Origin of the sequence: Stappia sp. TSB10GB4, from assembly GCF_900185745.1 — a bacterium.
GTDB lineage: Bacteria > Pseudomonadota > Alphaproteobacteria > Rhizobiales > Stappiaceae > Stappia.
The window spans coordinates 215682-234976 of sequence record NZ_FYAV01000054.1 but is presented as its reverse complement, the minus strand read 5'-3'; the positions used below and the strand labels follow the sequence as shown (position 1 = coordinate 234976).

Annotated in this window: 18 protein-coding genes; 9 read left to right on the top strand and 9 right to left on the bottom strand. The window is 68.0% G+C overall.

The features are described from left to right. Positions 1 to 2: 2 nt before the first annotated feature. A complete protein-coding gene (locus tag TSB10GB4_RS14845) occupies positions 3 to 1124 on the bottom strand; it encodes an ABC transporter permease (protein ID WP_186396328.1) in 1122 nt (373 codons plus the stop codon). 125 nt (positions 1125 to 1249) lie between these two features. Further along, on the bottom strand, positions 1250 to 2200 hold the full coding sequence (locus TSB10GB4_RS14840; protein ID WP_186396327.1) for a sugar ABC transporter substrate-binding protein: 951 nt from the start codon (positions 2198 to 2200) through the stop codon (positions 1250 to 1252). Between the two features lie 306 nt (positions 2201 to 2506). Here TSB10GB4_RS14840 and TSB10GB4_RS14835 point away from each other — a divergent pair, with 306 nt between their 5' ends. After that, positions 2507 to 3373, top strand: coding sequence for a MurR/RpiR family transcriptional regulator (locus TSB10GB4_RS14835; protein ID WP_186396326.1), 867 nt, complete (start codon positions 2507 to 2509; stop codon positions 3371 to 3373). A 24-nt stretch (positions 3374 to 3397) separates the two neighbouring features. Here the strand turns inward: TSB10GB4_RS14835 and TSB10GB4_RS14830 are convergent, their stop codons facing one another. The 6 genes from TSB10GB4_RS14830 to TSB10GB4_RS14805 all read right to left on the bottom strand — a co-directional run bounded on the left by TSB10GB4_RS14830 (position 3398) and on the right by TSB10GB4_RS14805 (position 8776). Then, entirely contained in the window at positions 3398 to 3862 is a 465-nt protein-coding gene (locus tag TSB10GB4_RS14830) for an Lrp/AsnC family transcriptional regulator (RefSeq protein ID WP_186396325.1), read from the bottom strand. Between the two features lie 687 nt (positions 3863 to 4549). Beyond that, positions 4550 to 5725, bottom strand: coding sequence for an isovaleryl-CoA dehydrogenase (locus TSB10GB4_RS14825; RefSeq protein WP_186396324.1), 1176 nt, complete (start codon positions 5723 to 5725; stop codon positions 4550 to 4552). Between the two features lie 39 nt (positions 5726 to 5764). Further along, on the bottom strand, positions 5765 to 6238 hold the full coding sequence (locus tag TSB10GB4_RS14820) for a GNAT family N-acetyltransferase (RefSeq protein WP_186386501.1): 474 nt from the start codon (positions 6236 to 6238) through the stop codon (positions 5765 to 5767). Then, the gene (locus TSB10GB4_RS14815) at positions 6231 to 6701 is read right to left on the bottom strand and encodes a PaaI family thioesterase (RefSeq protein ID WP_208984813.1); all 471 of its coding nucleotides are present in this window, start codon (positions 6699 to 6701) and stop codon (positions 6231 to 6233) included. The genes TSB10GB4_RS14820 and TSB10GB4_RS14815 overlap by 8 nt, the downstream gene beginning before the upstream one ends. Positions 6702 to 6762: 61 nt before the next feature. Continuing rightward, positions 6763 to 7191, bottom strand: coding sequence for a MerR family DNA-binding transcriptional regulator (locus TSB10GB4_RS14810; RefSeq protein WP_186386500.1), 429 nt, complete (start codon positions 7189 to 7191; stop codon positions 6763 to 6765). Between the two features lie 136 nt (positions 7192 to 7327). Next, entirely contained in the window at positions 7328 to 8776 is a 1449-nt protein-coding gene (locus TSB10GB4_RS14805) for a short-chain fatty acyl-CoA regulator family protein (protein ID WP_186396323.1), read from the bottom strand. Between the two features lie 251 nt (positions 8777 to 9027). Between TSB10GB4_RS14805 and TSB10GB4_RS14800 the strand changes: the two genes are divergently transcribed. The 6 genes from TSB10GB4_RS14800 (at position 9028) to scpA (ending at position 16009) form a co-directional block, all read left to right on the top strand. Then, positions 9028 to 9591 (top strand): biotin transporter BioY, encoded by a 564-nt coding sequence (locus TSB10GB4_RS14800; RefSeq protein ID WP_186396322.1) that lies wholly within the window; start codon positions 9028 to 9030, stop codon positions 9589 to 9591. 42 nt (positions 9592 to 9633) lie between these two features. Further along, the gene (locus tag TSB10GB4_RS14795; protein WP_186386497.1) at positions 9634 to 11166 is read left to right on the top strand and encodes an acyl-CoA carboxylase subunit beta; all 1533 of its coding nucleotides are present in this window, start codon (positions 9634 to 9636) and stop codon (positions 11164 to 11166) included. A 51-nt stretch (positions 11167 to 11217) separates the two neighbouring features. Continuing rightward, positions 11218 to 11454, top strand: a complete 237-nt coding sequence (locus TSB10GB4_RS14790) for a DUF4160 domain-containing protein (RefSeq protein WP_186386496.1) — start codon at positions 11218 to 11220, stop codon at positions 11452 to 11454. Further along, positions 11435 to 11719, top strand: coding sequence for a DUF2442 domain-containing protein (locus TSB10GB4_RS14785; protein WP_186386495.1), 285 nt, complete (start codon positions 11435 to 11437; stop codon positions 11717 to 11719). The genes TSB10GB4_RS14790 and TSB10GB4_RS14785 overlap by 20 nt, the downstream gene beginning before the upstream one ends. A 102-nt stretch (positions 11720 to 11821) precedes the next feature. Further along, positions 11822 to 13852, top strand: coding sequence for an acetyl/propionyl/methylcrotonyl-CoA carboxylase subunit alpha (locus tag TSB10GB4_RS14780; RefSeq protein WP_186396321.1), 2031 nt, complete (start codon positions 11822 to 11824; stop codon positions 13850 to 13852). 9 nt (positions 13853 to 13861) lie between these two features. After that, positions 13862 to 16009 carry a methylmalonyl-CoA mutase gene (gene scpA / locus TSB10GB4_RS14775; protein WP_186396320.1) on the top strand — a complete coding sequence of 716 codons (2148 nt, stop codon included), beginning with the start codon at positions 13862 to 13864 and terminating at the stop codon, positions 16007 to 16009. Positions 16010 to 16589: 580 nt separating this feature from the next. Here scpA and TSB10GB4_RS14770 read toward each other — a convergent pair. Beyond that, complete coding sequence (locus TSB10GB4_RS14770) at positions 16590 to 17300, bottom strand: DNA helicase (protein ID WP_186396319.1); 711 nt, start codon at positions 17298 to 17300, stop codon at positions 16590 to 16592. Positions 17301 to 17616: 316 nt separating this feature from the next. Between TSB10GB4_RS14770 and TSB10GB4_RS14765 the strand changes: the two genes are divergently transcribed. Both TSB10GB4_RS14765 and TSB10GB4_RS14760 read left to right on the top strand, forming a co-directional pair. After that, positions 17617 to 18234 carry an ATP-dependent Clp protease proteolytic subunit gene (locus TSB10GB4_RS14765; protein WP_186396318.1) on the top strand — a complete coding sequence of 206 codons (618 nt, stop codon included), beginning with the start codon at positions 17617 to 17619 and terminating at the stop codon, positions 18232 to 18234. 171 nt (positions 18235 to 18405) lie between these two features. Continuing rightward, complete coding sequence (locus TSB10GB4_RS14760) at positions 18406 to 19233, top strand: aldo/keto reductase (RefSeq protein ID WP_186396317.1); 828 nt, start codon at positions 18406 to 18408, stop codon at positions 19231 to 19233. Positions 19234 to 19295: the final 62 nt, after the last annotated feature.

Genomic DNA, 19295 nt, shown 5'->3' with positions numbered 1-19295 from the left:
GGTCAGCGCTCCCCCGTCGCCCGCTTGCGGATGAAATTGTTGAACAGCACGGCGATCAGCAGCATGCCGCCGAGGAAGACCAGGTACCAGTCCTGGTCGATGGTGGTGTAGGTCAGCCCGATCAGCACCATGCCGAAGATGATGGCGCCGAAGAAGGCGCCGATGGCCGAGCCGTAGCCGCCAGTCAGCAGGCAGCCGCCGATCACCGCCGCGATGATCGCCTCGAACTCCTTCTGGAAGCCGCGCCGCGCGTCGGTGGAGCCGGCATCGAGCACGGTGAGGATGGCGACCAGCGCCGCGCACATGGCGGTGACCATGAACAGGATGGTCTTGACCCGGGTCACCGGCACGCCGGAATTGCGCGCCGCGTTGGCATCGCCCCCGGCGGCGAAGATCCAGTTGCCGAAGCGGGTGCGCAGCAGCACCCAGGTGGCGATGAGGGCGATGGCGACGAACCACAGGATCTCCACCGGCACGCCGGTGACCTTGGGCGCGCCGTTGCGGAAGGTCTCAATATGGCCGTTGGCGGCCAGCCAGGCGAACAGCCCCTCGAAGGCATCGCCCGAGAACAGTTCGAGGATCCAGCCCTCGCCCGCCGCCTCCTTGACGCCGCGCAACTGGGTCGAGCCGCCGGTCGCCCATTTCAGCCCGACCAGGGTGAGGCCCCGCAGGATGAACAGGAAGGCCAGGGTGACGATGAAGGATGGCAGGCCGGTGCGCAGCACGATCTGGCCGTTGACCGCGCCGATGCCGGCGGCGAAGGCGAGCGTCGCGGCGATGGCGACGATCAGCGGCATGTCCCACACCACCAGCACGGTGCCGAAGGCGAGCCCGGCGAAGGCGACCATCGAGCCGACCGACAGGTCGAACTCGCCGCCGACCATCAGCAGCGCCGCGCCGATGGCGAGAATGCCGAGCTGGGCGGCGGGCGCCATGAAATTCATGATGCCGGCGAGCGAGAACATCGCCGGATTGGCCACCGTGACGAAGAACAGCGTGACCAGCACCAGCCCGGCCAGCGCGCCGAGCTCCGGCCGGCGCAGCAGTTTCGTCGCAAGACCCGTCTTCCTCAGCCGCTCGTCCACGCCCTCGGGCGGAGAGGCGGCCGCCTGTCCTTCACTCATCGACCCTGTCCTTCAGATGCCGGAGACCGGCCGCCGCGACTGGCAATCAGGCGCGGCAGCCTGAAACGGCAGGCTGGAACGGCCCGGCAGGGCGCGGCCATGCGGCCCCGCCCCGCCGGCGCGCGTCAGCGGATGCCCTTGGCCGACAGGTCCACCACCTGCCCAGCCTTGTCCTTGGTGATCAGGTTCGGGCCCGAGGGCACGTTGCCGCCCGGCATCAGGCCGTAGCGGGCATGGTTGGCGAGGAACACCACCGGCAGGTAGCCCTGCAGGAACTGCTGCTGGTCGATGGCGAAGGCGGCCTCGCCATCTGCGATCGCCTGCAGGAAGTTCGCCGACATGTCGAAGGTCGCGACCTTGACCTGCTCCAGCATGCCGCTGTCCTTCACCGCCCGCAGGCTCGGCTCGCCGGCGAGCGCCGCGCCCAGCGCCATGACCGTGTCGATGTCGCCGTCGGAGGCGAGCGCCGCCTTCACCTTGGCGAGGATCTCGGCCGGGTCGTTGGTGGTCGGCAGCACGGAGACCGAGCCGCCGAAGCCGTCGGCGAAGCCCTGGCAGCGCTGGTCGAGCGAGACGTTGCCGACCTCGTGATTGACGCAGAGCCCCTTCTTGCCGCCCATTTCGGCGAGCGCTTCGCCGGCCTTCCTGCCCGCGTCATATTCTTCCTGGCCGACATGGAGCGCGGCACCCAGCGAGGCGGAGACGTCCGAGCCGGAGTTCATCGAGATCACCGGAATGCCGGCGGCGACCGCCTTGCGGATCGAATCGCCGAGCGCGTCGGCATCGGGGATCGAAACGATCAACCCGTGCGGCTCCTGGTTGACGGCGGCGTCGATGAGCTGGCCCATCGCCACCATGTCGAAGGTCTCGGGCGCGCGGTAATCCACGGAAACGCCGAGATCCTCGCCGGCCTTGGCGACGCCGTTCTTCACCACCGACCAGAACGGATCGGACGCCTGGCCGTGGCTAACCACGATAATGTTGATATCCTCGGCCTTTGCCGGCGAGGTGCCGGCGCCGGCGACCAGACCGACAACGGCGGCAGCCGTCAGCAGACGAGCGACGAAACGTTTCATGTGCCTTCCTCCCATAGTCCCCTGCGCGGGGATCCTGTCGTCCGTTGCCCCGGTCCGCCGGCCCTTGGCCGGTGCCGCCCGAGGCGTTTCCCGGTGGTCGGCGCCTCCCGCGCGGGCCTCCGGAAAAATCGGAATGATGCATTCCAAAACACATCATATGGAATTTTTATTCCATTTTTGGTTCGGCGGTGTCAAGCTGAAAACCGCCGCGCCGCCCTGTGCGCCACCCTTTGCGTCGGCGCGCGCGCCGATCCGGCCGCCTTGGAGCGGGAAACACGGTGTCCGGTCAACGAGGAGAGACGGCCGATGAGCGACAGGCAGACCGGCACGGCGGAGGATGCCCCGCCGCGCGACTATGACGGCTTGCGGACGCTGCTGATCGAGAGAAAACCGGCGATGCCCAAGCGCCTTGCCCAGGTCGCCGCCTTTGCGGTCGACCGGCCGGACGATGTGACGTTCGGCACGGTGGCGGTGATCGCCGAGCAGGCCGGCGTGCAGCCTTCGACCCTGGTGCGCTTTGCCCAGTCGCTCGGCTATCAGGGCTTTTCCGAGTTGCAGGACGTGTTCCGCGCAAGGCTGCGCGAGCGCTGGCCGGACTATGACGAGCGGCTGGAAGTGCTGCGGCGGCGCAGCGGCGACAGCCACGGCGCCCATGCGCTGTTCGGCGATTTCGTCGACACCGCCGTCGCCTCCTTGCTGCGCATGCGCAACTCGCTCGCGCCCGAGACGATGGAGGAGGCGGCCCGCGCCATGGCGGGCGCCCGGGTGATCTATCTCGTTGCCCAGCGCCGTGCCTTCCCGGTCTCCGCCTATATGGCCTATGCGCTGTCGAAGCTCGGCATGGCGGCGGTGCTGGTCGACAATCTCGCCTCGCTCGGCCCCGAACAGGCCTCCGCCGCCGGCCCGCAGGACCTGCTGGTGGCGGTGAGCTTCACCCCTTACGCCTCGCTGACGGTGGATGTCGCCAATGCGGCGGCCGCGCGCGGCGTGCCGGTGCTGGCGCTGACGGATTCGCCGTTCTCGCCGCTGATCCAGTCGGCCAAGGTGGTGGTGGAGGTGGCGGAAGCCGATCTCGGCGCCTTCCGCTCGCTGTCCGGCACGCTGTGCCTTGCCATGGCGCTCTGCGTCGCTGCCGCCGAAATGCGCCGCGACGGGCTGGGCGAGGCGCGCTGAGGCGGTGATCACCCCGGCGGGGGACTATGTCGTTGCCGGCATGATCGCCGGGCTGCGGTCGAATTTCGAGGCGAGCACGATGGAGGATTGCGAACGGCGCACGCCGGGGACGACGGCGATCTCGTCCAGCGCCTCGTCGAGATCCTCCAGTTGCGGCGCCTCGACCACCAGGAAGATGTCGAACTCGCCGGCGATGGTCTGGCAGGCGCGGATCTCCGGGAAGGTGGCGAGCCGGCGGATCGTCTCGCGCATCTGCTGCTGCTCCACCGCCAGCATGACGAGGGCGCGCACCACATTGCCGGTCTCGGGGCGGGTCAGCACCGCCGTATAGCCGGCGATCGCCCCGGTGCGCTCCAGCCGGGCGATGCGCTCATGCACGGTGGAGCGGGCGACGCCGAGCCGGCGGGCGATATCGGCCGTCGGCATGCGGGCATTCATCTGCAGCAAGGCGATCAGCTTGCGGTCCAGCGCATCGCGGCCCGTGGTCATGACGATCCGTCCGTTTTCCGTCGATCCGCCGGTTATAGCGGCCCTGCGTCGGCCCGTCAGGCGGAATCGTCGGGGCGGGGTGGGGTGGGGTAGCGGGGCGGAGGCAACCGTGAGGCGGAACGGCGTTCGTTCCACTCCACTGCTGTCATACCCGCGAAGGCGGGTATCCAGTATCCGCCGGGGCTGGCGGTGGGGCGACGGCGGAACTCCAGCATGGTAGCGCCAAAGCCCGAGCCGGGCGACCTGTGGTTACTGGTTCCCGGTCTTCGGCTTCGCCGAAACCGGGACGACAGCCGGAGAGTGGGGCTCGGCCAGCGCGTCCTCGCCGCTGCTCTGGCAGCCAATGGGCACCGGGTCGCGCTAGCGCGCGCCCGGTGTGACGACCTGTGGATGGTGTGACGACCGAGGGTATGAGAGGCCGTGCCTCCCGCACGAATGTCGTCCCGGCCAAGCGCAGCGCAGAGCCGCGAACCATTGGCACCCTGAGTAGGGGGTTGTCGCCCCGCCCTCCCCTCGCGTCTTCCCGGACGAGGCCGCAAGGCCGACGATCCGGGATCGGAGAGGCACGAGCTTTCGTGGGGACGTCCGGGAGCGAGCCCCAAAGGCCTCGGCTCGCCGGTCCCGGATCGGCGCTGCGCGCCGTCCGGGAGGACGCAAAAGGGAGCGTGGGGCGGGTGCGCGCCCCGCTCACGTGGTCTTGTTGAAGATCTCCCGGCCGATCAGCATGCGGCGGATTTCCGAGGTGCCGGCGCCGATCTCGTAGAGCTTGGCATCGCGCAGCAGCCGGCCCGTGGGATATTCGTTGATATAGCCGTTGCCGCCGAGCAACTGGATCGCGTCGAGGGCCATTTTCGTGGCGTTCTCGGCAGCATAAAGGATCGCGCCGGCCGCATCCTCGCGCGTGGTCTCGCCGCGGTCGCAGGACTGCGCCACCGCATAGACATAGGCGCGGCTGGCGTTCATCGAGACATACATGTCGGCGATCTTGCCCTGGACGAGCTGGAAGGTGCCGATCGGCTGGTCGAACTGCCGGCGCTCGTGGATATAGGGAATGACCACGTCCATCGCCGCCTGCATGATGCCGATGCAGCCGGCCGCCAGCACCGCGCGCTCGTAGTCGAGGCCGGACATCAGCACGTTGACGCCCTTGCCGACCTCGCCGAGCACGTTCTCCTCCGGCACCTCGCAGTCCTCGAACACCAGCTCGCCGGTGAGCGAGCCGCGCATACCGAGCTTGTCGAGCTTCTGGGCGACGGAGAAGCCCTTGAACTCCTTCTCGATGAGGAAGGCGGTGATGCCCTTCGGCCCGGCGGAGGGATCGGTCTTGGCATAGACGATCAGCGTGTCGGCATCCGGACCGTTGGTGATCCACATCTTGGTGCCGTTGAGGATGTAGCGGTCGCCGCGCTTGTCGGCGCGCAGTTTCATCGACACGACGTCGGAGCCGGCGCCCGGCTCGGACATCGCCAGCGCGCCGAGATGCTCGCCGCTGACCAGCTTGGCGAGATAACGCGTCTTCTGCTCCCTGGTGCCCCAGCGGCGGAGCTGGTTGACGCAGAGATTGGAATGGGCGCCGTAGGACAGGCCGATGGAGGCGGAGGCGCGGCTGACCTCCTCCATGGCGATGCAGTGCTCGAGATAGCCGAGGCCCGAGCCGCCCCACTCCTCCTCCACCGTGATGCCGTGCAGGCCGAGCTCGCCCATCGCCGGCCACAGCTCCTCGCGCGGGAACCAGTCCTCGCGGTCGATGCGGTCGGCGAGCGGGGCGATGGTGTCCTGCGAGAAGGAGCGGACACTGTCGCGCAGCATGTCGGCGGTGTCGCCGAGGTTGAAGTTGAAGGAGGGGAAGTCGTTGCGGATCATCGGTTCGTCTCCGGAATTGGGCAGGCGGCGCGCGGCGCCTCAGTCCTGCGAAAACACGTGGTCGTAGCGCACGAAGGGGCTGAGCACCGCGACCTGGTCGTAGAGCCGGCGGGCGCGGGCATTGTCGTCATGGGTCTGCCAGTAGACCGAGCGGCAGCCGAGCCGGCGGGCGGCCACATAGACGCCCTCGATCAGCGCCCGGCCGACGCCGCCACCGCGCACCGTCTCGTCGACATAGAGGTCTTCCAGGTAGCAGGTCGGGGCGATCGACCAGGTCGTCTCCTGCACCACATGGTGCACGAAGCCGATCATCCGCCCGCCGCGCTCGGCAACCAGCCCGTCATGGGCGCCATCGCCGGAAATCCGCGCGAAGACCGCATCGGTGATGTCCGCGGGAAGCTCCTGCTTGTAGAAGGTGAGATAGGCCTGCCAGAGCGGCTCCCAGGCGGCGCGGTCGGCAGGCATCAGGCGGCGGATGACCAGGGCCTCCGCCGGCACTTGCGCGTCAGTCATCCAGTCCCTCCAGCGCGATCATCGTGAAAAGCCCCGTGGCGACGTGAATGTCCGCCTCGCCCGGCGTCTGACCATAGACGTCGGAGGCGGTGACGGTGAGCGTGCGCCCCGGCTTGATCACCCGCCCGCGCGCCACGAGACGCCGGCCCCGGCCCGGATTGAGCAGGTTCACCTTGAACTCGGTCGTCAGCACGCCGAAGCCCTTCGGATAGAGCGAGAGGGCGGCGTAGCCGGCGGCGGTGTCGGCGAGCGTGGTGGTGACACCGGCATGGAAATAGCCATGCTGCTGCACCAGGCCATCGGCGAAGGCGACGGCAAGGTCGACCTCGCCCGGCTCCAGCCGGTCGATGCTGGCGCCGAGCGTCGCCGTCATGAAGGCCTGGCGGACAAAACTCGCCTCGACCCGGCGCCGCCAGTCGGGATCGCGCGGCTCGAACCGCCGCACCGTCTCTGCTGCCTGCATTCTCACTCCCTCCCGAATAAACCCGCCTGTGGCGCGGAACGGCCGCCTGCGCGGCGTCTTGTCATTTTTCGGCGCGCCGGCCGGCGGCGGCGGCGGAAAACAGATCGCTCATCGGCCCGAGTTCGCCGAGCCGGGTACGGGCTCCCTGCTCCACCTCGTCGAGCTCGGCCAGCGTCAGGTCGATGTCGTGGCGCTTGGCCATCAGCTCGGCCCGCCGCGCCTCGATGCGCTGCAGCAGAAGCTGCAACTGCCCCGCCTCGCCGGGCGACTTGTCGTACATGGTGATGATGTCGCGGATCTCCGCGAGGGTGAAACCGAGCCGCTTGCCGCGCAGGATCAGCTTCAGCCGCGTCCGGTCGCCGGGCTTGTAGAGCCGCTGGCGCCCGCGCCGCGTCGGCTTGAGGAAGCCCTCGGCCTCGTAGAAGCGCAAGGTGCGTGTGGTCACGCCGAATTCCTGCGTCAACTGGGTGATGGTGTAATAGGGCTGCATGGCCTCCTCCGCAGAAAACCCTGCATGACGTTTACGTTCCAGTCAACAGGATATATTTCCATCATTCAATACAATGATTTATGCTGAGATAATTTCAGCATGAAACGAATTCCGCGCACCTCGCCGGGGCACAGCGTCAGCGGATCGCGTAAGGCACCAGCCGGCGGTCGTCGCTGTCGATGGAGATCGCCCGATTGAGCGGCGGCACCGAGCGCTGCGGGCAGGTCAGCCGCTCGCAGATGCGGCAGGAGACGCCGATGGGCTCGAACGCCGCCTCGCGGGTGAGGTCGAGATCGTCGCAATAGACGATGTCGCGGGCATGGGCGATCTCCGCGCCCAGCGCGATGGCATAGTGCAGCACCGGGCCGCTGTAGCCGCCGGACTTCTTCACCACATGGGCGGCGAGCGAGATGTAGCGCGAGCCGTCCGGCGTCTCGGCGAGCTGGCGGATGATCGCCCCGTGGCTTTCGAAGGCGCGGTGCACGTTCCACAAGGGACAGGCGGCGCCGAAGCGGGCGAATTGCAGCTTGGTTGCCGAGTGGCGCTTGGTGATGTTGCCGGCCCGGTCGACCCGGGCGAAGAAGAAGGGAATGCCCTTCAACCGCGGCCGCTGCATCGTGGAGAGGCGATGCGCCACCTGCTCCAGACTGGCGCCGAACCGGTCGGCGATGAGATCGAGGTCGTGGCGGGTCTCCTGTGCCGCCGCCAGGAAGGCGCGATAGGGCAACACCAGCCCGCCGGCATAGGCATTGGCAAGGCCGATGCGCGCGACCTGCACCGCGTCCGGGGTCTGGAGCCGGGCGCGGGCCAGCACCGCCTCGACGATGTCGCCGGCCTCCAGCAGCGCGATCTGGTGGGCGAGCTGGAAGACGATGGTGGCCTCGGGCAGCGCCTCGTTGAGATAGAGCCGGCGCTGCTCCCGGTCGAAGCGGCGGATGGTGCCCTCCCCCGAACTGCCCCCCGAGCCGCCCCCCGTGCCTCCTCCCGTGCCCGCACGGCGGCGCTCGACGGCGATGCCGTGCCGCTCCTCCAGATATTGCGCGAGATCGCGGGCGAAGATCCGGCCCGACGGCGACAGCCGCGTCGCCAGGTCCTCCGCCGCAAGGTCGAGCTCGTGGATATAGTTGTTCTCGAAATGGAAGAAGTCGCGCACTTCCTCGTAAGGGGTCGGGCGGGCCAGCCCCTCGTCGCGGGCGAGCCGGTCGTCGAACTGCGCAAGCTGCTCGCCCATCTGGCGATAGGCCTGATGCAGGCGCACGAGCGCATGGGCGAAGTCCGGCGCGTTCTGGCTGACCATCTTGACCTCCTGCAGGCCGGGCGCGGCGCCCGCCAGCACCGGATCGGCGAAGACCTCCTGCAGGGCGGCGATCAGCCGGTCGTCGTCATCGACCGAGAGCGAGGCGAGATCGAGCCCGAAGCGCTCGGACAGGGTGAGCAGGACGGGCGCGGAGACGGGGCGCTGGTTGTTCTCGAGCTGGTTGACATAGCTGGTCGACAGGCCGAGGCGCTCGGCAAAATCCCGTTGCGTCAACTGGGCCTTCTCGCGCAGGCTGCGGATCTGGCGGCCGAGGAACAGCTTCTTCATGGCAGGCTCTTGTCGACGGGCTCTTCAGGATGAGATCCCTGCGCGCCGGGTGAAGTTTGCAAATTCGCAAAATCATATTTGCAAACAGATTAAGTTTGCTTTGCGGCTTTTTCAACACTCCCGCAAGCCGGCGAAAAGGAGTAGCGATCAGGCCACGCGCCGCGCATCCTGCAGGATATGCGGCCACAATCGCAGAACTTGCGGCATCCGGGTCCGCCGCGACCCGCTCGCCGCCGTCAGGAGGGAACGCCATGTCCGGCTACTTCGCCGCCACCACCACGACCCGCAGCCTCGTCCGCTCGCTCGCCATCGCGCTGGCCGGCTCGCTGCTGCTCACCGCCTCGGCCAAGGTCAGCGTGCCGTTCTATCCGGTGCCGATGACGCTGCAGACGCTGGCGCTCTTGGTGCTGGGCTTCACGCTCGGCCCGCGCCTCGCCCTGTTGAGCGTCGCCGCCTACCTGATGCAGGGCGCGGCCGGCCTGCCGGTCTTCGCCGACACGCCCGCCAAGGGCATCGGCCTTGCCTATATGATGGGCCCGACCGGCGGCTTCCTGCTCGGCTTCCTCGCCTCGGCCTGGCTTGCCGGCGTCTTCGCCGAGCGCGGCTGGACCCGCAGCCTGTGGCAGGCGGTCCCGGCCTCTATCGTTGCGCAGGCCGTCGTTTTCGTTCCCGGCCTGCTGTGGCTCGGCGCCGTTATCGGCTTCGACAAGCCGATCCTGGCGCTGGGGCTTTATCCCTTCGTCATCGGCGGTATCGTCAAGTCGGTGCTCGCCGCCGCCATCGCCGTCGCGCTGGTGCGCGCCCGCGCCCGCTGACGCCACCAGAACGCACCGCCACAAGAGCCCGAAAGGCCGGTCATGCAGCAGATCTTGCAGGAACTGGAAAACCGCCGCGCCGCCGCCCGACTTGCCGGCGGCACGGCCCGCATCGCGGCACAGCATGCCAAGGGCAAGCTGACGGCGCGCGAGCGCATCGAGGTCTTCCTCGATGAAGGCTCGTTCGAGGAATACGACATGTTCGTCACCCACCGCTGCGTGGATTTCGGCATGCAGGAGACCTCGATGCCGGGCGACGGCGTCATCACCGGCTGGGGCACGGTGAACGGCCGCATGGTCTATGTGTTCTCGCAGGACTTCACCGTGTTCGGCGGCTCGCTGTCCGAAACCCATGCCCAGAAGATCTGCAAGATCATGGACATGGCGATGAAGAACGGCGCCCCGGTGATCGGCCTCAACGACAGCGGCGGCGCCCGCATCCAGGAAGGCGTCGCCTCGCTCGCCGGCTATGCCGACGTCTTCCAGCGCAACATCATGGCCTCGGGCGTGGTGCCGCAGATCTCGATGATCATGGGCCCCTGCGCGGGCGGGGCGGTCTATTCGCCGGCGATGACCGACTTCATCTTCATGGTCCGCGACACGTCCTACATGTTCGTCACCGGGCCGGATGTGGTGAAGACGGTGACCAACGAGGTGGTGACGGCCGAGGAACTGGGCGGCGCCAAGACCCATACCAGCAAGTCCTCGGTCGCGGACGGCGCCTTCGACAACGACGTGGAGGCGCTGATCGCCCTGCGCCGCTTCATCGACTTCCTGCCCGCCAGCAACCGCGAGAAGCCGCCGGTGCGTCCGTTCTTCGACGACCCGGCGCGCATCGACAACTCGCTCGACACCTTGATCCCGGACAATCCCAACAAGCCCTACGACATGAAGGAGCTGATCGTGAAGATCGCCGACGAGGGCGACTTCTTCGAGCTCCAGGAGAACTATGCCGGCAACATCGTCACCGGCTTCATCCGCATCGAGGGGCAGACGGTCGGCGTCGTCGCCAACCAGCCGATGGTGCTGGCCGGCGTCCTCGACATCAACTCCTCGCGCAAGGCCGCGCGCTTCGTGCGCTTCTGCGACTGCTTCAACATCCCGATCCTGACGCTGGTCGACGTGCCCGGCTTCCTGCCCGGCACCAGCCAGGAATATGGCGGCGTCATCAAGCACGGCGCCAAGCTGCTCTTCGCCTATGGCGAGGCGACCGTCCCGAAGGTCACCGTCATCACCCGCAAGGCCTATGGCGGCGCCTATGACGTGATGTCGTCCAAGCATATCCGCGGCGACATCAACTACGCCTGGCCGACGGCCGAGATCGCGGTGATGGGCGCCAAGGGCGCGACCGAGATCCTCTACCGCTCCGAACTGGGCGACCCGGAGAAGATCGCCGCGCGCACCAAGGAATACGAGGACCGCTTCGCCAACCCGTTCGTGGCGGCGGAGAAGGGCTTCATCGACGACGTGATCATGCCGCACTCGACCCGCCGGCGGGTCGCACGGGCGCTGGCGACGCTGCGCAACAAGCAACTCTCCAACCCCTGGAAGAAGCACGACAACATTCCGCTGTAACGGCGACGCCGACGCAACGGGGAAACGGGGAGAACCCGGGGGGAAGCGGGCGTGCCGACGGTGCTGAGATGGAGGGGATACCAGTTCCTGTTCTATTCCAAGGAGATCGGGGAACCGCCCCATATCCACGTCCTGAAGGACGGGAAACAGATCAAGATCTGGCTCTCAAGCTGTTCCGTCGCCCGCAACGTCGGTTTCGCCGCGCATGAGGTGAATGATATCTTGAAGGCAACGGAGCGACACCGGTCGGCATTTCTGGAGGCCTGGAATGACCACTTTGGACATTGACGAAAAGCAGCTTCAGGTGGCCGGCGTAGACGTCACCGAGGCGACGATCGTCTTCAAGATGGCCGACGGCCGCCGCATCGAGGCGCCGCTGTGGTGGTATCCGCGCCTCCATGCCGCAACGCCCGAGCAGCGCGGACGCTGGACCATCCTGCCCTTCGGCGATGCCGTCGGCTGGGACGAGATCGACGAATACATCAGCGCCAAGGCCTTGATCATCGGCGGGGCCGCCCCCGGCGCCAAGCCTCCGGCGGAGGCGGCGGAGTGACAGCGTCCCTGCATTTTCCAGAGCCCTTTGCGCGAAACCGCAACGACCTTCCGGCCGCAAGCGCCGCATAGCCAGACGCCACGAACGGGACCGAACAGAACAATGATCAAGAAAATCCTGATCGCCAATCGCGGCGAGATCGCCTGCCGGGTCATCAAGACCGCGCGCAAGATGGGCATAAAGACCGTTGCCGTCTATTCCGACGCCGACCGCGACGCGCTGCATGTGAAGATGGCCGACGAGGCGATCCATATCGGCCCGCCGCCGGCGAACCAGTCCTACATCGTCATCGACAAGATCATGGACGCGATCCGCGCCAGCGGCGCCGATGCGGTGCATCCGGGCTACGGCTTCCTGTCGGAGCGCGCCGAGTTCGCCGAGCGGCTGGCCAAGGAGGGCGTCGCCTTCATCGGCCCGCCGGCCTCGGCCATCGAGGCGATGGGCGACAAGATCACCTCCAAGAAGCTGGCCGCGGAAGCCGGCGTTTCCACCGTGCCGGGCTATATGGGCCTGATCGCCGATGCGGACGAGGCGGTGAAGATCTCCGGCGAGATCGGCTATCCGGTGATGATCAAGGCCTCCGCCGGCGGCGGCGGCAAGGGCATGCGCATCGCCTGGAACGATGCGGAGGCGCGCGAGGGCTTCCAGTCGTCGAAGAACGAGGCGGCCAATTCCTTCGGCGACGACCGCATCTTCATCGAGAAATTCGTCACCCAGCCGCGCCATATCGAGATCCAGGTGCTGGCCGACAGCCACGGCAACACGATCTATCTGGGCGAGCGCGAATGCTCGATCCAGCGCCGCAACCAGAAGGTCATCGAGGAGGCGCCCTCGCCCTTCCTCGACGCGGCGACCCGCAAGGCCATGGGCGAGCAGGCGGTGGCGCTGGCCAGGGCCGTGAACTACGCCTCGGCCGGCACGGTCGAGTTCATCGTCGACGGCAACCGCAACTTCTACTTCCTGGAGATGAACACCCGCCTGCAGGTGGAGCATCCGGTGACCGAGCTGATCACCGGCATCGATCTGGTGGAACAGATGATCCGCGTCGCCGCCGGCGAGAAGCTGTCGATCACGCAGGCCGACGTCAAGCTGAACGGCTGGGCGATGGAAAGCCGGCTCTATGCCGAGGACCCCTATCGCAACTTCCTGCCCTCGATCGGCCGGCTGACCCGCTACCGCCCGCCGCAGGAAGGCACGCGCGAGGACGGCACCATCGTGCGCAACGATACCGGCGTCTTCGAAGGCGGCGAGATCTCGATGTTCTACGACCCGATGATCGCCAAGCTGTGCACCTGGGCGCCCGAGCGCATCGACGCCATCGACGCCATGGCCGACGCGCTCGACCGGTTCGAGGTGGAGGGCATCGGCCACAACCTGCCCTTCCTCTCCGCCGTGATGGATCATCCGCGCTTCCGCACCGGCGCCATCACCACCGCCTTCATCGCCGAGGAATATCCCGAAGGCTTTGCCGGCGTGACGCCGGCGGCCGATGCGCTTGAGGACCTTGTCGCGGTCGCCGCGGCCTGCAACCATGTGTGCGAGACGCGGGCAACGCAGATCAGCGGCGCCATGGACAATCACCGCCGGGTGATCGGGCCGAACTGGACCATCGTGGTGGAGCGCGAGGAGTTTCCGGTCGCGATCACCGAAAACGGCGACGGCAGCTACACGGTCGCCGCGCGCGAGGACGCGGACGGCACCAAGCTGTCGGCCCCGCGCAAGGTGGCGCTCAGTGACTGGAAGCCCGGCACGCCGCTCGTCGAGGCGCGCATCGACGGCCGGCCGCTGGCGGTGAAGGTCGACCCGACGCTGCAAGGCTTCCGCCTGCGCCGGCGCGGCGCCGAGGTGGTGCTGTCCTGCCTCACCCCGCGCCAGGCGATGGCCGCGCGGCTGATGCCGGAGAAGGTCCCGGCCGACACCTCGAAGATGCTGCTGTGCCCGATGCCGGGCCTGGTGGTCTCCATCGTGGTGGAGGAAGGGCAGACCATCGAGGCCGGCCAGACGCTCGCCACCGTCGAGGCGATGAAGATGGAGAACGTGCTGAAGGCCGAGCGCAAGGGCGTGGTCAAGACGATCAAGGCGAAGCCGGGCGACAGCCTCGCCGTCGACGAGATCATCATGGAATTCGAATAGGAGCGGGTCATGACCGAGAAGAAGACCGTTCGCGACTGGATGGACCTGGCCTCGAAGGAGCTCAAGGACAGCGATCCGCAGGACCTCGTCTGGCAGACGCCGGAAGGCATCCCGGTCAAGCCGCTCTACACCGAAGAGGACCTGGACGGGATCGGGCACCTGGGCACCCTGCCCGGCTTCGAGCCCTTCCTGCGCGGGCCCCGCGCGACCATGTATGCCGGCCGTCCCTGGACGATCCGGCAATATGCGGGCTTCTCCACCGCCGAGGAATCCAACGCCTTCTACCGCAAGGCACTGGCCGCCGGGCAGCAGGGCGTCTCGGTCGCCTTCGACCTTGCCACCCATCGCGGCTATGACAGCGACCATCCGCGCGTCGTCGGCGATGTCGGCAAGGCGGGCGTCGCCATCGACAGCGTCGAGGACATGAAGATCCTGTTCGACGGCATCCCGCTGGAGCAGATCTCCGTCTCCATGACCATGAACGGCGCGGTGATCCCGATCCTCGCCAATTTCATCGTCGCGGGCGAGGAACAGGGCGTGCCGCGGGCGAAGCTCTCCGGCACGATCCAGAACGACATCCTCAAGGAGTTCATGGTCCGCAACACCTATATCTACCCGCCCGAGCCCTCGATGCGGATCATCGCCGACATCATCGAGTACACGGCGAAGGAGATGCCGAAGTTCAACTCCATCTCCATTTCCGGCTATCACATGCAGGAAGCCGGGGCGACCCTGGTGCAGGAGCTGGCCTTCACCCTGGCGGACGGGCGCGAATATGTCCGCGCCGCGCTGAAGAAGGGGCTCGATGTCGACGCCTTCGCCGGGCGCCTGTCGTTCTTCTTCGCCATCGGCATGAACTTCTTCATGGAAGCGGCGAAGCTGCGCGCCGCGCGCCTGCTGTGGACCCGCATCATGAAGGAGTTCCAGCCGAAGAAGGCCTCCTCCCTGATGCTGCGCACCCATTGCCAGACCTCCGGCGTGTCGCTGGCCGAGCAGGACCCCTACAACAACATCGTGCGCACCGCCTTCGAGGCGATGTCGGCGGCGCTGGGCGGCACCCAGTCGCTGCACACCAACTCCTTCGACGAGGCCATCGCCCTGCCGACGGAGTTTTCCGCGCGCATCGCCCGCAACACCCAGCTCATCCTGCAGCACGAGACGGGCGTCACCAAGGTCGTCGACCCGCTCGCCGGCTCCTATTACGTGGAGAGCCTGACCCATGAGCTCGCCACCCGCGCCTGGGAGATCATCGAACGCATCGAGGCCGAGGGCGGCATGACGGCGGCCGTCGACAAGGGCCTGCCGAAGCGGATGATCGAGGAGGCCGCGACCCGTCGCCAGGCCGCCGTCGACCGCGGCGACGAGGTGATCGTCGGCGTCAACAAGTTCCGCCTGGAGAACGAAGACGAGATCGAGATCCTCGACATCGACAACAAGGCGGTGCGGGAATCGCAGATCGCCCGCATCGAGCGCACCCGGCGCCAGCGCGATCCCCAGCGCGCGCAGGAGACCCTCGACGCGCTACGCGAGGTCGCCCGCACCGGCGAGGGCAACATCCTGGAAGCGGCGGTGGAAGCGGCCCGCGCCCGTGCGACGCTCGGCGAGATTTCCGATGCGCTGCGCGAGGCCTTCGGCGACCACGCGGCGGAGCCCAAGGTGGTGCGCCAGGTCTACGGCCCGGCCTATGAGGGCGAGCCGGAATACGAAACATTGGTGCAGCGGCTCTCGGACTTTGCCGCCTCGCTGGGCGAGACGCCGCGCGTGCTCGTCGCCAAGCTCGGCCAGGACGGCCACGACCGCGGCGCCAAGGTGATCGCCTCGGCCTTCGGCGACATCGGCTTCGACGTGATCGCCGGCCCGCTGTTCCAGACGCCGGAAGAGGCGGCCGATCTGGCGGTGAGGAACAAGGTGCATGTGGTCGGCATGTCCTCGCTCGCCGCCGGCCACAAGACGCTGGCCCCGCAGCTTGTCGAGGCGCTGAAGGCGCGCGGCGCCTCCGACATCATCGTCGTCGTCGGCGGGGTGATCCCGCGCCAGGACTACCAGTTCCTGAAGGATGCGGGCGTCTCGGCGATCTTCGGCCCCGGCTCCAACGTGCTCGACGCCGCCCGCTCGGTGCTCGACCTGATCGCCGGCCGCCGCCGCAACGTGGCGTGACGGGGGGCAGCGTCTTTCGGGCGCACGCCCCATAGGCCATCGGCTCCCCGATCCCGGGTCGCGGCCGCGCCTTGCCCGGGAGGACGCAGGGAGAGGGCCGCATCCGGGACGACGCGGGGAGAGGCCTGCATCCAGAAGGCGAAACGCCAAGGCGGAGCGCCCATTCCGCCGCTCTGGCAACCAATAGCCCCCGGCTCTCCGGCTTCGCCTGCGGCCGGGGTGACCTTCCGAGGGGGACGCCAGGCCGCGCCACTTTCTCAAGGCGTCGTCCCGGACGAGGCCGAAGGCCGAAGATCCGGGAACCATTGGCGCCTTCAGCCCGCGTGGGGTGGAAGGGCGCCGGCCCCATTCTCTGCTGTGCTCTTCACCCCAACCTCTCTCCTCGTCATTCCGGCCAAGGCGAAGCCGCGAGCCGGAACCGGGGAGGCACGACGGTTGTGTGGCTCCGGGGCGTTGCGGAGAGGCTTTGGGCTCTCCGATCCCGGCTCGGCGCTGGCGCGCCGTCCGGGACGCTAGGGAAGGTCAGAACAAGGAACGGCGCCTGCAACGACGCGCTTGCCGGCGGGAGGAAAGCCCGCCCCTAGCCGAGATCCGCGACGCGCAATTCGCCCGAATGCAGGAACACGGCCTTGCCGAACAGGGAGAGGTCGACCGGGTTGGGCAGCCGCAGGTCGGCAAGGTCCGGCAAGGGTTTCACGGCCGGGTCGTAGCTGCGGTCGACCTGCGAGACGAAGACCAGCACCGCGCCGGAGTTCCGGGCGAAGGCGGCAAGCTGCGCGACCTGCGTTCCGAGGTTCGGCGTGTCGCGCCGCTGGTCGAGGATCTGCAGATAGTCGATAACCGCGAGCGTGCCGGGGGCGCAGCCCTGCAGCCGCTCCATGATGCGGGCCGCGCAGATCCCGTCGGAGCAGTCGAGCGCCAGGAGATCCTTGAGCGGCCCCCGCGCGCCGAGCCGCTCGAGCCGTGCCTCCACCTCGCGCTCGACATATTCCAGCGTGAAGACGGCGGCGCGGTTGCCGGCCTTCATCGCCTCGAGGCTGAGTTCAAGCGCCAGCAGCGTCTTGCCCTGACCGGGGCGGGCGGCAACGAGGATCATCTCGCCGGGGCGAAGGCGGGGATAGATCAGCGCGGCGGGCGAGCGCTCGGCGGCGCGCCGCGCCAACAGGCTCCAGCGGGCATGGCCCTCGCGGGCGGCGATGCGGTCGAGCGCGGCGGCAAGGGGAATGCCCGCCTCGCGGGAGAGCAGACGCGCCTCGCGCTTGAGGCGGTAAAGGGGTGCGGAAAGCTGCATGCCGGATGTCTCCGTCTGCGGGCGATGAGCGCAATCCCTCCTCATGCGGCGCCCGAACGGGTGGGTCCGGTGATGCGAAAAGCCCGGCATGGCACATGCTTTCCCGAAGCGGAGGGGGGAGGCGCGGGCGGCACCCGACTCGCATTTTAGCCGATGTCCCGCCGCCGGGAAATCGCCGTGGCTGTCGCCTGCGGCAGTCGCGGCAACCTTCTTGCGAGAACCCCTTTGCCGCGCGGACATCCATCGCCTAAGTATGGGGAACGAAACCGGGCCCGGCGGGCCTGATTCCGTCTTCATGAAGGAGCTGATCTTGCACATGACCATCAAGCCGAACGATGTGCCGAGCCGCCTCGACGACGAGGACGGCGACGAGAAGACCAAGACGCCACCGTCCATCCAGGTCGACAAGCATCTGTTCGACGCGCGCACGGTGCTGATCACCGGCCCGATCAACCAGGAACTGGCGCGCGACGTCTGCGCCCGGCTGCTGGCGATGGCGCAGGTCTCCAACGATCCGATCACCGTGATCGTGTCGTCGCCCGGCGGCCACGTCGAGTCGGGCGACATGATCCACGACACGATCAAGTTCATCGGCCCGGAAGTCCGCATCCTCGGCATGGGCTGGGTCGCGAGCGCCGGCGCGCTGATCTACATCTCGGTGCCCAAGGAGCGCCGCTACTGCACCCCGAACACCCGCTTCCTGCTGCACCAACCGTCCGGCGGCGCCGGCGGCCAGGCCTCCGATATCGAGATCCAGGCGCGCGAGATCCTCAAGATGCGCGACCGCCTGAACAAGCTCTTCGCCGCCGCCACCGGCCAGCCGATGGAGCGGATCGAGAAGGACACCGACCGCGACTACTGGATGGGCCCGGAAGAGGCGATCGGCTACGGCCTGGTCGGCAAGGTCGCGGCCTCGGTCAACGACCTCGACTGACGACCCGCCGGCGCCCCCTTGAGAAGAGAGGTGGCGCCGGCCCAAACTCCGGCCCGGCCGGCGCCCGCCCCTCTCGCAAGGGGTGCCGGCCGCCTGCCGGGCCGTTTCGTTTGCCGGTTCGCGCAACAGCCCCCCCCCCGCCGTTCGCGACCTCCGGACAGGAGCAGTGCCATGAAGCAACTCACCGTCGGCGGCATCGACATTCCCGCGCTCGGGCTCGGGACCTGGCCGCTGAAGGACGAACCCTGCCGCGACATCGTCCGCGCCGCGCTGGAAAGCGGCTGGGACCATGTCGACACGGCGGCGATGTATGCCAACGAGAAGGCGGTGGGCGCGGGCCTGCGCGCCTCCGGTCGCGCCCGCGACGGCTACCATGTGACCACCAAGGTCTGGCATGACAGCCTCGACCCGGAGAAGATCCTGCGCTCCTGCGAGGACAGTCTCGACCGGCTGGGGCTGGAGCATGTCGACCTGTTCCTGATCCACTGGCCGAACCCGCGCGTGCCGCTGAACGAGCAGATCGAGGCGCTGCTGGAGCTGCGCCAGCGCGGCTGGACGCGGGCCATCGGCGTCTCCAACTTCACCGCCGCGATGCTGCGCGAGGCGCAGGACCTCGCCAAGGGACAGCTCGTCGCCAACCAGGTGGAGTATCATCCCTTCCTGACGCAGACCCGCCTGCGCGCGGAGCTGGAGGCCGCCGGCATGGCGCTGATCGCCTACTCGCCGATCGCCAAGGGCCGGGTGATCGGCAACGAGACGATCCGCGACATCGGCAAGCGGTACGGCAAGAGCGAGGTGCAGGTGACGCTGCGCTGGCTGCTGCAGCAGGGCGATGTCATCGCCATACCGAAGACCGGCACGCCGGCACGGCTCGCCGAAAACGCCGCCGTCTTCGACTTCGAGCTCGACGCGGCTGAGATGGCGGCGATCTCAGCGCTCGGCAGCCCGGAGGGGCGCGGCATCGACCCGGACTGGGCACCCGACTGGGACGAGGCCTGAAGCCGGTGTATGATTACGCCCGCCATCGCCTTGCCGCGATGGCGGACGACAGTGCGGGCCTG

Bases quoted from the DNA above. Each gene is read 5' to 3' on its own strand.
- TSB10GB4_RS14845 (WP_186396328.1), bottom strand. From the start codon at position 1,124: ATGAGTGAAGGACAGGCGGCCGCCTCTCCGCCCGAGGGCGTGGACGAG.
- TSB10GB4_RS14840 (WP_186396327.1), bottom strand. From the start codon at position 2,200: ATGAAACGTTTCGTCGCTCGTCTGCTGACGGCTGCCGCCGTTGTCGGT.
- TSB10GB4_RS14835 (WP_186396326.1), top strand. From the start codon at position 2,507: ATGAGCGACAGGCAGACCGGCACGGCGGAGGATGCCCCGCCGCGCGAC.
- TSB10GB4_RS14830 (WP_186396325.1), bottom strand. From the start codon at position 3,862: ATGACCACGGGCCGCGATGCGCTGGACCGCAAGCTGATCGCCTTGCTG.
- TSB10GB4_RS14825 (WP_186396324.1), bottom strand. From the start codon at position 5,725: ATGATCCGCAACGACTTCCCCTCCTTCAACTTCAACCTCGGCGACACC.
- TSB10GB4_RS14820 (WP_186386501.1), bottom strand. From the start codon at position 6,238: ATGACTGACGCGCAAGTGCCGGCGGAGGCCCTGGTCATCCGCCGCCTG.
- TSB10GB4_RS14815 (WP_208984813.1), bottom strand. From the start codon at position 6,701: ATGCAGGCAGCAGAGACGGTGCGGCGGTTCGAGCCGCGCGATCCCGAC.
- TSB10GB4_RS14810 (WP_186386500.1), bottom strand. From the start codon at position 7,191: ATGCAGCCCTATTACACCATCACCCAGTTGACGCAGGAATTCGGCGTG.
- TSB10GB4_RS14805 (WP_186396323.1), bottom strand. From the start codon at position 8,776: ATGAAGAAGCTGTTCCTCGGCCGCCAGATCCGCAGCCTGCGCGAGAAG.
- TSB10GB4_RS14800 (WP_186396322.1), top strand. From the start codon at position 9,028: ATGTCCGGCTACTTCGCCGCCACCACCACGACCCGCAGCCTCGTCCGC.
- TSB10GB4_RS14795 (WP_186386497.1), top strand. From the start codon at position 9,634: ATGCAGCAGATCTTGCAGGAACTGGAAAACCGCCGCGCCGCCGCCCGA.
- TSB10GB4_RS14785 (WP_186386495.1), top strand. From the start codon at position 11,435: ATGACCACTTTGGACATTGACGAAAAGCAGCTTCAGGTGGCCGGCGTA.
- TSB10GB4_RS14780 (WP_186396321.1), top strand. From the start codon at position 11,822: ATGATCAAGAAAATCCTGATCGCCAATCGCGGCGAGATCGCCTGCCGG.
- scpA (WP_186396320.1), top strand. From the start codon at position 13,862: ATGACCGAGAAGAAGACCGTTCGCGACTGGATGGACCTGGCCTCGAAG.
- TSB10GB4_RS14770 (WP_186396319.1), bottom strand. From the start codon at position 17,300: ATGCAGCTTTCCGCACCCCTTTACCGCCTCAAGCGCGAGGCGCGTCTG.
- TSB10GB4_RS14765 (WP_186396318.1), top strand. From the start codon at position 17,617: ATGACCATCAAGCCGAACGATGTGCCGAGCCGCCTCGACGACGAGGAC.
- TSB10GB4_RS14760 (WP_186396317.1), top strand. From the start codon at position 18,406: ATGAAGCAACTCACCGTCGGCGGCATCGACATTCCCGCGCTCGGGCTC.